This is a genomic window from Streptomyces sp. NPDC085866 (genome assembly GCF_044541035.1).
Classification (GTDB): domain Bacteria; phylum Actinomycetota; class Actinomycetes; order Streptomycetales; family Streptomycetaceae; genus Streptomyces.
Genome location: NZ_JBITSQ010000009.1, coordinates 139,927 through 150,910, shown reverse-complemented (window position 1 = coordinate 150,910; position 10,984 = coordinate 139,927). Strand labels below are relative to the sequence as shown.

General features: G+C 74.5%; 9 protein-coding genes. 7 read left to right on the top strand and 2 right to left on the bottom strand.

Annotation, left to right across the window (positions count from 1 at the left end):
• Positions 1 to 43: 43 nt before the first annotated feature.
• The 3 genes from ACIF83_RS23710 to ACIF83_RS23700 all read left to right on the top strand — a co-directional run bounded on the left by ACIF83_RS23710 (position 44) and on the right by ACIF83_RS23700 (position 1,945).
• Positions 44 to 295, top strand: coding sequence for an MbtH family protein (locus ACIF83_RS23710; protein WP_393483078.1), 252 nt, complete (start codon positions 44 to 46; stop codon positions 293 to 295).
• Positions 288 to 1,058, top strand: a complete 771-nt coding sequence (locus tag ACIF83_RS23705; RefSeq protein ID WP_399729673.1) for a 4'-phosphopantetheinyl transferase family protein — start codon at positions 288 to 290, stop codon at positions 1,056 to 1,058. Before ACIF83_RS23710 ends, ACIF83_RS23705 begins: the two co-directional genes overlap by 8 nt.
• A gap of 146 nt (positions 1,059 to 1,204) precedes the next feature.
• Positions 1,205 to 1,945 (top strand): Type 1 glutamine amidotransferase-like domain-containing protein, encoded by a 741-nt coding sequence (locus tag ACIF83_RS23700; protein WP_393483083.1) that lies wholly within the window; start codon positions 1,205 to 1,207, stop codon positions 1,943 to 1,945.
• A gap of 37 nt (positions 1,946 to 1,982) precedes the next feature.
• Here ACIF83_RS23700 and ACIF83_RS23695 read toward each other — a convergent pair whose 3' ends face one another.
• Together ACIF83_RS23695 and ACIF83_RS23690 are read right to left on the bottom strand one after the other, a co-directional pair.
• A complete protein-coding gene (locus tag ACIF83_RS23695; protein WP_399729670.1) occupies positions 1,983 to 2,591 on the bottom strand; it encodes a response regulator transcription factor in 609 nt (202 codons plus the stop codon).
• Positions 2,588 to 3,199, bottom strand: coding sequence for a LuxR C-terminal-related transcriptional regulator (locus ACIF83_RS23690; protein ID WP_393483088.1), 612 nt, complete (start codon positions 3,197 to 3,199; stop codon positions 2,588 to 2,590). Before ACIF83_RS23690 ends, ACIF83_RS23695 begins: the two co-directional genes overlap by 4 nt.
• A gap of 470 nt (positions 3,200 to 3,669) precedes the next feature.
• Here ACIF83_RS23690 and ACIF83_RS23685 point away from each other — a divergent pair, with 470 nt between their 5' ends.
• The 4 genes from ACIF83_RS23685 (at position 3,670) to ACIF83_RS23670 (ending at position 10,974) form a co-directional block, all read left to right on the top strand.
• Complete coding sequence (locus tag ACIF83_RS23685; RefSeq protein ID WP_399729667.1) at positions 3,670 to 6,762, top strand: type 2 lanthipeptide synthetase LanM family protein; 3,093 nt, start codon at positions 3,670 to 3,672, stop codon at positions 6,760 to 6,762.
• Positions 6,763 to 6,864: 102 nt separating this feature from the next.
• Positions 6,865 to 7,068, top strand: coding sequence for a hypothetical protein (locus ACIF83_RS23680; RefSeq protein ID WP_399729664.1), 204 nt, complete (start codon positions 6,865 to 6,867; stop codon positions 7,066 to 7,068).
• A 134-nt stretch (positions 7,069 to 7,202) separates the two neighbouring features.
• Positions 7,203 to 10,118, top strand: a complete 2,916-nt coding sequence (locus tag ACIF83_RS23675) for an AAA family ATPase (protein ID WP_399729661.1) — start codon at positions 7,203 to 7,205, stop codon at positions 10,116 to 10,118.
• 76 nt (positions 10,119 to 10,194) lie between these two features.
• Entirely contained in the window at positions 10,195 to 10,974 is a 780-nt protein-coding gene (locus ACIF83_RS23670; protein ID WP_399729658.1) for a calcium-binding protein, read from the top strand.
• Positions 10,975 to 10,984 lie beyond the last annotated feature (10 nt).

Sequence of the window (10,984 nt, the reverse complement as noted above, 5' to 3'; positions counted from 1 at the left end):
GCCCCTGACCTGCGGCCGGCCCATCACCTGCGGGAGGTTCACCATGACGCACGACAACCTGGCGACCGGTACGGGCGGCGAGGAGGCCGGCCCGGACGGCGACGAGGTGTACCTCGTGGTGCGCAACGACGAGGAGCAGTACTCGATCTGGCGCGCGGACCGCGAGCTGCCCGCGGGCTGGTACCCGGAGGGTCGGCGGGGCGGTCGGCAGGAGTGCCTTGACCACATCGACGTGATCTGGACGGACATGCGCCCGCTCAGCCTGCGCCGCCGGCTGGCCGGGGCTGATGTCTGAGCGCCACCCGGGTCCGCTCCTGACCCGCCCCGCCGACGCCCCGCCGCCGGGCTGGCTCTGCCCCGCCGTGCTGGACCTGTCGGGTCTGCGGCGCCAGACGTACGTCCCTCGGCCCCGGACGCTGGACGGGCCGTTGGAGCTGTACCAGGCCCGGGTCGGCGCCCTGGACGAACACGCGCTGCGCTGTGCGCAGGAGCTGCTGGACGCGGAGGAGCGGGCGCGTGCCCGTGCGTTCCGGCACGCCCGGGACCGGGACGCCTACGTCGTGGCGCACGCGGCACTCCGCAACGTCCTCGGCGTCCTGCTGGGCATGCGGGCCGACGCACTGCCGCTGGTGCGCGAACCGTGCGCGGGCTGCGGCGGACCGCACGGCCGGCCGGCGCTGAGGACCCCGGGGGTGCACTTCTCGCTGTCGCACAGCGGAGGTCTGGTGCTGGTGGCGCTCGCCGCCGCTCCGGTCGGAGTGGACGTGGAGGGGCTGGCCACGGCGCAGGCGGTGCTGAGCGCGCAGTCCGCGCTGCACGTGGCGGAGCGGGACGAACTGGCCCTGGTGCCCGCGCACGAGCGTCCGGCTGCGTTCACCCGGGCCTGGGTCCGCAAGGAGGCCTACCTCAAGGGCCTGGGCACGGGATTGGTGCGCGATCCCGCGCTGGACTACGTCGGCACCGGACCGCTGCCGGTCGCACCGGCGCCGGACTGGACCCTGCGGGACGTCCTCGTGCCGGCCGGGTACGCGGCCGCCGTGGCCCTGCGCGGCTCATAGGGGAAGCTCACCGGAGGGGAGCAGTGGGGGCCGGTCCAACGACCGGCCCCCACTGGGCTGTTCGGCTGCGCCACCCGAGGCTCGCCGGGTCCACTTCCACGATTTCTCCGTGCCTCCCCCGGAGTCACCGCGATACGATCACGCGCGTGACGGCACCCGAACCGACCATCCTCGCCACCTCCGGAGGGCACCGCGTCGGCGGACGCACCCGGGTGCTCTTCGACGCCCTGGTCCACCACGCGGTCGACCTCTCCGGCGTGCACGGCAGGCGCCCGCGGATCCTGTACGTCGGCACGGCCACGGGGGACGCGGAACACGTCACGGCGCGGGTGTCCGAGGCGGCCCGGGTGGCGGGCTTCGACCTCACCCCGCTGCAACTGTTCCCCATGCCGAACGTCGACGACGTCGAGGGCACCGTCCTCGGCCATGACGTGGTCTGGGTGATGGGCGGCTCGGTGGCCAATCTGCTCGCCGTGTGGCGGGTGCACGGCCTGGACGCCGTGATGCGCCGCGCCTGGCGGGCGGGCGTGGTCCTCGCCGGGGTGAGCGCCGGTTCCATCTGCTGGTTCCGGGGTGGCGCGACGGACTCCTTCGGACCCGAGCTGCGCCCCGTCACCGACGCCCTCGGCCTGCTGCCGTACGGCAACGGGGTGCACTACGACTCCGACGAGGGCCGGCGCCCGCTGATCCACCGCCTCGTCGCGGACGGCACCCTGCCGGCCTCCCACTGCACCGACGACGGGGTGGGCCTGGTCTACCGGGGCACCGAGCTGGTCGAGGCCGTGACGGAACTTCCGGGCAAGGGCGCCTACCTGGTCTCCCGGCAGGGCGATCGGGCGGTCGAGGAGCGCATCGAGCCGCGGCTGCTGCCGACACCGTCGTTCTGAGACGCCGTCAGGGCGTCGGCAGGCCTGCCGCACGGCGTCAGATGAGGCCGTGGCGTACCGCGTGGGCCACCGCGTGGGCGCGGTTGCGGGCCTGGAGGCGGGACATGACCTCGTAGATGACGTTCTTGACGGTGTGTTCGGAGCAGGACAGCAGCCGGGCGATGTCCGCGTTGGCGTGCCCCTCGGCCATCAGGCGCAGCACGGAGGTCTGCCGGGCCGTCAGGGCGGGGTTCGCCCCGGTCCGCGCCGGGGCGCCGTGCTGCGGGCCGTTGGTGAGGACTTGGGACAGCACCGGGTAGGGGATGCTCCGGTACGGATGGCCGGTGCTGCGGAGGGCTGCCGTCAGGGTGTCCTCGGTGAGGTCCGCGGTCCTGAGGACGACAGCTCCGGCGCGGAGGGCCAGCATCAGGCCCCTGCGCGTGACGTTGTCGCACACGAGCAGCAGCGGGCCGGGGTCGCGGACGGCCCGCAGCGCCTGCTCCGCGTCGTCGGCGACGATCACCGTGGGGGTGGCGGATTCCTGACCGGGCGTCTGGTGCAGACCGGCGCGGCGGGCGAGGGTGCGGACGCGATCCGCGTGGCGCGGCGACAGGACGCGCATCCGGAGCGCACCGCTGGTGGTGGGGCCGGTCGAAGCAGTCGTCACAGCAGGCCCGCCCTCAGTGCGTAGGCGACCGCGTGGGCGCGGTTGCGCAGCCGGAAGCGCTGGGTGATGTCGTGGACGACCGTGGTCACCGTGCGCGGGGAGTAGGCGAGGCGCTGGGCTATCTCCGCCGTCTCGTGCCCGTCGGCGACCAGCTGCAGGACCGATCGCTCGCGCTCCGACAGGGCACTGCCCGCCCAGCCGCCCGCCGTGTGCCGGGCCGAGCCCGGCCGGTCGAGGACCTGTTCGAGCAGGTCGGGGGGCAGGGTGCAGTCGTCCCGGGCGGCGGCCAGCACCGCGTGGGCGAGGCGCGCGGAGTCGGCCTCCCGGCGCAGCAGCAGGCCGCGAGCGCCGGCGGCGAGGGCGTGCAGTGCGTCACCGGAGGCGAGGGCGCCGGCCACCAGGACGACGGCCGGGCGGTTCGGGTGGGCGCGGGTCGTGCGCACCATGTCGAGTTCGGCGGGGCCGAGCCGGTCCACGGTGAGGACCGCGACCCGTGCGTCGCCGGGCTCGCACACGGCCAGCCCCGGGCACACGAGCAGGCTACTGCGGGTGCCGGCCTCCAGCACCGGGTCGAGGGCGACCACACCGACGGGTACGGGTGCTCCCATCTGCTCTCCTTGGAAGGTCGTCCGCCCGGTCGTCGGAGTGACGGGCGGTCTGGGGTACTGCACGACACCCTGCTGTCGCCGACAGGTGCGGAGCATCGGTAGGAGTCCCCCACCTTTCCCGCCCGGTGGCTGTCGGCCCCGGACGAGGGGCGGGCGGGAGCCGGTCGTGGCGCCGTGGAGGGGGTCCGGGGAGGTTGTGTGAAGGCCGGGTGGGGGTGGGAAGTGCGGGGGCATGGGGGTCGCGCGCCGTCCGAAGGGCGGGTCCGAGGGCCGTACCGGCGGGTGAACCGGGTTGTCACGAACCCGGAAGGAACTCGCCACCCCCATCTGGGGGTTACGTGGGCACCCCTGCCGACCTGCGGATTCTTCCGCCCGGGGCGGGGCCGTTCCCCAGTGGGGTGGGGGCCCACGGAGAATATGGGGGTCGCTTCCCCATGTGGGGGACGTACCGGCTCTGCGACCTTCGTCTCGTGACTGAGACCGCCAGCCTCCCGACTCCCCGGAGCGCCGGCCTGCCGCTCGACTGGTGGGCCCCGGCGCTGACCCTTGCGGAACGGCTCGCCGCCCGGGACCTCCCCGCGGCGCCGACCGGGCCCGCCGCCGTCCGCGCCCCCTGGGCCGCCGGCGACGCGGAGGGGTTCGCCGCGCGGCTGGCCCACCTGGGAGTGGACGCGGGCACGGCGGCGGCGCTCGCGCTGGAGCCCACCGAGCGGCTGGCGGCCCGTGCGGACAAGCCCCGTTGGGCGTGGTACGTCGAACAGGCCCTGGACGCGGCCACCGAGGAAACGGTGGAGGGGAGCACGGACGGCGGTGCGGGACCCGATGCGTTCGCCCCCGTCGTACGACCGCTCGTCGCCCCGGCGGCCGCGCGGCTGGACAGCCTGCTGGAGGGGCTGCCGGCGGCCGAACGGGCGGTCTGGCGGGGCGCGTTCGAGGAGCGCCTGACGCACCAGCTGGTCCGGCAGGCCGCGCGCACCCTGGTCCACGAACTCACTTCGGCGCGGCGGACCGGCCGGCTGGCCGGAGCCGGACCGCGCGAGCGGTTCACCTCGTTCCTCTCCGTGACGCGCACCCGGCAGGGTCTGGGCGGGCTGTTCGCCGCCTACCCGGTGCTGGCCCGGATGCTCGGGCAGACCGCGCTGGACGCCGCCGAGGCCACCGCCGAACTCCTGCGCCGGTTCCAGGCCGACCGGGACGACCTGACCGCCGGTCTCCTCGACGGGCGGATCCCCGGCGCGCTCACCCGCGCCGACCTCGGCCTGGGTGACGCGCACCAGGGCAACCGGGCGGTCGCGGTCCTGCACTTCGCGAGCGGCGACCGGATCGTGTACAAGCCCCGGCCGCTGGAGCAGCACGCTCTCCTGGACGACCTGGTGGGCTGGCTGAACGCCAAGGTGCCCGGGCTCGGGCTGCGCAGCCCGCGCGGTCTTCGCCGGGACGGGTACGGCTGGCTGGAGTTCGTGGAACACCGCTGGTGCCGGTCGGTGACCGAGACCGACGCCTTCTACCGGCGGCAGGGCGCGCTGCTGGCCCTGCTGTACGCGGTGGACGGCGCGGACATGCACTACGAGAACGTCATCGCCTGCGGCGACCAGCCGGTTCTGGTGGACGCCGAGACGCTGCTGCACACCGGGCTCCCGCAGGCCATGACGGCCGGTGCCGACCCGGCCGCGGACGCTCTGCACGCGTCCGTGCACCGCACCTGCCTGCTGCCCCACCTGCTGATCGGTGAGCACGGGGCGCTCGACATCTCCGCGCTCGGCCGGTCCACCGACGGCACCTATCCGAGCGAGGGGCTGCGCTGGGAGGACAGCGGCACGGACACCATGCGGGCCGTGCGCGCCCCGGTGCTCAGCCCGGCCGCGCAGAACCACCCCCTGCCCGACGGCCGTCCGCTGGACGGCGCCGACCACCGGGCCGCCCTGCTGGAGGGCTTCCGCACCGCCTACGCGGCCATCGCCACACACGGCCGCGAACTGATCGGTGCCGACGGGCCGTTGGCCGTCCGTGCCGACAGTCCGGCGCGCCTCATCGTCCGCTCGACCCGGCTGTACGCGACGCTGCTGGAGGAGTCCACCCATCCGTCGCTGCTCGGTGACGCGCTGGCCCGGGAAGGTGTGTTCGCCGTCCTGTGGACCGAGTCCGAGCAGGACGAGACGCGCCGGCGGCTCGTCGAGCACGAGACGGCGGACCTGTGGCGCGGTGACGTACCCCTGTTCGCCCATCGGCCGTCCGGCACCGGGGTCCGGGCGGCCGATGGGACCTGGCTGCCCGGTCTGCTGCCGGTGGCGAGTCTGACCGCGGTCCGGGAGAAGATCGCCCGGATGGACGAGGTCGACTGTCACGACCAGGAGTGGATCGTCGCCGCCACGCTCGCGGCCCGCGGCACCCACGCTCCGCAGGACCGGCCCAGGTCCGAGCTGACCGTGGCGCCGGTGCCCGCCGTCGTGCCCGAGCCGTCCCGGCTGCTCGCCGCGGCCTGCGGGATCGCCGACGAGATCGCCGCCCGCGCGGTGCGCTCGGAAGGCCGGACCAACTGGCTGGGTCTGGAACGGGTTTCGGGCCCGCACTGGGCGGTGCTGCCCATGGGCGCCGGACTCGCGCAGGGCTACTGCGGGGTGGCGCTGTTCCTGGCCCAGGCGGACGCCCTGACCGGGAGCGGCAGGTACGCGCCGCTGGCCCGGGAGGCCGTGACGCCGCTGCCGGCTCTGCTGAAGGCGCTGGCCGCCGATCCCGAGTCGAGTGCGGCGGCCGGTCCCGGGGCGTACGACGGGCTGGGCGGCATCCTGTACGCCCTGGTGCGGCTGTCGGTCCTGCTGGACGAGAACCTGACGGACTGTCTGCCGGACGCGCTGACCGCGCTCGGCCACGCCGTGGCGGCCTGCCCGGATCCGGGGCTGGCCGGCGGTACGGCCGGAGCGCTGGCCGCCGCGGTCGCGGTGCACGAGGCGACCGGGGCACCCGCCGCTCTGCGGCTGGCGGACGCGGTGGCTGACCGGCTGCTGGCCACGGCGGCGGACGCCGACGGGGTCCCCGGATTCGCGGACGGCGGCGCGGGCGTCGGCTGGGCGCTGCTGCGGTACGCGGCCCGTCGGCCCGGACATGCCGCCGCGCACGCGGCCACCGCGCACGCCATGCTCCGTGCCACGGTGCAGGACGCACCCGCCACGGCACAGGACCCGTCCTGGTGCTCCGGACTCGCCGGGGTGGCGGCCGCCGCCGTCGGACACGACGCACCGTCGGTCCGCAACCGACTGACGGAGACCGAGGTGTACCCCGATCTGAGCCTGGGACACGGCACCCTCGGCACGCTGGAGGCCCTGGCCGTGCTCGCCGAACGGGGTGACACGACCGCGGCCGCGACCCTCACCCGGCGCACCGGCCAGGTGCTCGCCCTCGTCGAGGCTCAGGGCCACCGATGTGCCACTCCCGACCACGTGCCCTCCCCCGGGCTGCTGACCGGACTGTCCGGCATCGGCCACGGCCTGCTCCGCCTGGCCCGCCCCGAGACCGTCCCCTCCGTTCTGCTCCTGGGACATCCCGACCACCGACCGCTCCACTGACCGACCCGCGCACCCAAGCTCGACCGCTCGTCAGCACCACGGCTTTCCTCCGCCTCCCACCCCGTGCTCGCCCGCACGGGTCATCCGAAGGGGATCACCGTCATGGACAAGCAGCTCACCACCACCGCCACCGACGCCGACCTCACCGAGGCCGCCACCGTCGAGCAGGACGCGGCGGGCGGGATCGCCCTCAAGGGCCGCAACCGCGCCTGCGCCCGCGCCCGCGTGCTGGCCGGGATGGTGCTGACCAGCGGGATCGTCATCACGCTGAGCACGCTGGACACCTCGGTCTCCGCGCCGCGGTGACGCCTCGTCGGCAGTGACACCCAGCGGTGGTGCGGGCCCCTTCGGCGGGCCCGCACCACCGCTTTCGCACGGGAATTGGAACGTGTGCGGGCGACCTGCCACACGTCCCGAAATTCCGATTATCATCTGCGTTCATGCGTTCCCATGCGCCTTCCTTGGTCGGGCGGGATCCCCAACTGGGCTTGCTTGAGCGTGCCTTGTCCGACGCCCGGCAAGGTCGCGGTGGTGTCGTCTTCCTGGTCGGCGAGGCCGGGGTCGGCAAATCACGGCTGGCGGCAGAGGCCGTGGGCGGTGCGCTCGGGTCCGGGATGCGGGTGCTGCGCGGCCGCAGCAGCACGACGGGTCCGGCCGTGCCGTTCCGGCCGCTCACCGAGGCGCTGATGTCGCTGTTCCGTAGCGGAGAACCCCTCGACGACCTGGCCCTCGGGCCCTACCGGCCGGTCCTCGGGCAGCTGATTCCCGACTGGGACACCGGGGAGCGGGAGAGCAGCTCGATGGTGATCCTGGGCGAGGCGGTCCTGCGCCTGCTCATCGCCGCCGCCCGCGGCCAGGGCCAGCTCCTGCTGCTGGAGGACCTGCACGACGCCGACCCGGAGACGCTCGGCGTCCTCGAGTACCTGGTGGACAACCTGGAGTACACGCCGGTCCTGCTGCTGGCCACCGTGCGGACGGACTTCAGCGACGCCCTGGACCTGGCGCAGTCGGCCCGCCGGCGCGGTGCCGCCACCCTGGTCGAACTGCCGTCGCTGACCCGCCCTCAGGTCCACGACATGATCGCGGCCCAGCTCGGCGTGTGCGCCCCCGACGAGGTGCCCGCACCGGTGCTGCGGCGGCTGTGGGAGGACAGCGCGGGCAGCCCGTACCTGGTCGAGGAGCTGCTGCAGTCCATGATCGGGGCCGGCACGCTGGTGCAGGGCCCGGACGGCTGGCGGGCGGTCGGGGATCTACGAAGTGACGTTTCCTCCGCTCTGGCCCGCGGCATCCTCCGCCGTATCGACCGGCTCGGCGCACAGGGCCTCACCCTGCTGTCGGCCGCCGCCGTCCTCGGCCGGCGCTTCCCGCTGACCGTGCTGCAGCGCATGACCGGCATCGACGACCGTGCCCTGCTCAGCCACCTGCACGCGGGTGTGGCCGCCCGGCTGGTGCTGCCCGACGAGCCCGCCCCGGACTGGTACTCCTTCCGTCACTCGCTCACCGTGGAGGCCCTGTTCACCCAGATGACGCCCGGCCGGCGGGCCGAGCTGGCCCGCCGGGGCGCCGAGGCGGTCGAGGAGCTGCATCCCGAACTCGCCGGTGACTGGTGTGCGTTGGCCGCGGGGCTGCGCTGCGAGGCCGGTGACACCGCCGAGGCCGGGCGGCTGTTCGCGGAGGCCGGTGGGCGGGCGCTGGCGGCGGGCGCGCTGGGCTCGGCGGTGACCCTGCTCAGCCGGGCCGAGGACCTGCTGGCGTCCGGCAGCGATCCGCAGGCCCGGGCCGGGGTGCTCGAACACCTGCTGCCCGCGCTCGCCGAGGCCGGTGACTTCGCCCGCGCCTTCGACCTGGCCGAGGACCTCCATGTGCTCGACGGCTCCGGCCTGAGCCCGGCCCGGCTGGCGACCCTGCACACCCGGCTGGCCAAGGTCGCGCACACGGCGGGCCGCTGGACCGACGGCAACCGGCAGATCGCCAGGGCCCGGGAGGTGCTTGCGGCGGCTCCGGACGACGCGACCGCGGCCGCCGTCGACGTCACTGCCGCCTACCTCGCCCTGGACACGCCCGGATCCGACCGCACCCAGCACGCCGAGAAGCTGGCCCGCTCGGCCGCCGACACCGCCGAGCGGTACGGGCTGCCCGTCGTCGCCTGCCAGGCCCGGGAGTTGCTCGCCACCGTGGCCCGCGAACGGGACCCGGAGGAGTCGCAGGCGATGCTGGAGCAGGCCCTCACCACGGCCGAGCGGCACCGGCTGCCGTTGCAGCGCATGTACGCGGCCACCCGCATGGGCGGCAACGCCTGGCTGGCCGAGGGCGACACCTCGGGCCTGCTCGCGGCCCGTGCGGAGGCCCTGCGGCTCGGCTCGGTCAACATCGTGCACACGGTGGACGGCATCCTTGTCCTCGACGGTGTGCTCCGCGGCCGCTACGACACCGCCCGCGCGGCCGCCGCCGAGTGCCTGGCCGTCGTACGCCGGCTGCGGCTCGCCCCCGCGGTGCGCTACGTCCTCATGGCGCAGGCCACGCTGGAGGCGCACCTCGGCGACCGTACCGCGATGGAGGCGGCGCTGGCCGCGTTCGCCGAGTGGGACGGGTCCGGTTCACAGGAGGAGCCGCTGTGCTCCGGCCTGGCCCGCGCCTTCTGCGCGCTGATGGAGGAGGACCGCGAGCTGGGCCGGGCGGAGTTGCGCGAGGTGCTGGCCCTGGAGGCCGGCAACCCCTCCACCTACCACCTCAGCGGCACCCACGGCCTCGTCCTGCTGCTGGACCTGCTCGCCGGGGAGGCGGACCGGGCCCGGCACGAGGAGATCACCGCCACCGCGGTCGCCCGGATGCGCTGGAACCGTCAGTTCGTGATGCTCGCGGACGCCGTGCTGCTGGGCCGCGAGGGCGAGGGCGCACGCGCCGCCGCCACGGTCGAGGCGGCGCTGGCGGTGGCGGAGCCGTATCCGATGGCCCAGCACCTCGGGCTGCGGCTGATCGCGGACGCGGCACACCAGGACGGCTGGGGCGATCCGGTGGGGTGGCTGCGGCGGGCGGAGCACTACTTCCACGAACGGGACGTGGCGGCCGTCGCGGGCGCCTGCCGGGCCGGGCTGCGCCGGCTCGGCGCTCCCGTGCACCAGCACCGCTCGGGCACCAGCGGCATCCCCGAGCACCTGCGCGCGCAGGGCGTCACCGTCCGGGAGTTCGAGGTCTTCCGGCTGCTCGCGGAGCGGCTCGGCAACAAGGACATCGCGGACCGCCTGTTCATCTCGCCGCGTACGGCCGAGAAGCACATCGCGAGCCTCATGACGAAGACGGGGGCGGTCAACCGAGCGGACCTGTGCGCCCGCTCGGCCGCGCTGCGAACCGCCTGACGCCGTCCGGCGTCCCTAGTTGTCGTCCGGCCTCAGTCCGGATCCCGGGCGGACCACTCATCCCATGCGAGGACACATGCTCATACGTTCTGCCGTCACCGCCCTGTCGGGCGCGCTGGTCCTGTCCGCCCTCGCCGTGACGACGGCCGACGCCGACTCCGGCCAGGGGGACACCCACATCGTCCAGGTCGTGGTCAACGACGGAAAGCCGGTAGTGGTCGGTGCCACCGGCTACAAGACCTTCACGCTGAGCATCACCGCCGCCGACAACTCGGGAATCAAGGACGCCTTCGGATTCGTCTACCACGGCTCGTTCGACAACCCCGACGGAAACGCGGGGCCCGGTTCCGACACCCCGATGACCTGCTCCCCCGACCCCGGCAGCGAGACCACCTCCACCTGCACCACCGACATCACCATCGGCCCGCGTACGGCCCACAGCAACTCCACCGCCGGCATCTGGCACGTGTGGACCTCCGTCGACGCCTACGACTTCGACTACATCAACCTGGACAGCGCGGGCACCTTCTCGATGAAACGTTCCGCCAGGCTGACCGCCGACGCCTCCCCGGAGCCGGTGGCCGCGGGCAAGACCCTCACCGTCAAGGGTGCGCTGACCCGCGCCAACTGGGACCGCGGCACCTACGACGGCTACGCGGGCCAGAAGGTGAAGCTGCAGTTCCGCAAGGCCGGGGCGACCACCTACACCACCGTGAAGACGGTGACCAGCGGAACCGGCGGCGCCCTGAAGACCACGGCGACGGCGACCGCGGACGGCTACTGGCGCTGGAGCTTCGCGGGGACCGGCACGACCGGGTCGGCCAATGCCCCCGGCGACTACGTGGACGTCGGCTGAGGCTTGCCGA

What these genes read in the sequence shown, in the direction of transcription:
- ACIF83_RS23675 (WP_399729661.1), top strand. Translation starts at nt 7,203, where the DNA reads ATGCGTTCCCATGCGCCTTCCTTGGTCGGGCGGGATCCCCAACTGGGC.
- ACIF83_RS23710 (WP_393483078.1), top strand. Translation starts at nt 44, where the DNA reads ATGACGCACGACAACCTGGCGACCGGTACGGGCGGCGAGGAGGCCGGC.
- ACIF83_RS23705 (WP_399729673.1), top strand. Translation starts at nt 288, where the DNA reads ATGTCTGAGCGCCACCCGGGTCCGCTCCTGACCCGCCCCGCCGACGCC.
- ACIF83_RS23670 (WP_399729658.1), top strand. Translation starts at nt 10,195, where the DNA reads ATGCTCATACGTTCTGCCGTCACCGCCCTGTCGGGCGCGCTGGTCCTG.
- ACIF83_RS23680 (WP_399729664.1), top strand. Translation starts at nt 6,865, where the DNA reads ATGGACAAGCAGCTCACCACCACCGCCACCGACGCCGACCTCACCGAG.
- ACIF83_RS23690 (WP_393483088.1), bottom strand. Translation starts at nt 3,199, where the DNA reads ATGGGAGCACCCGTACCCGTCGGTGTGGTCGCCCTCGACCCGGTGCTG.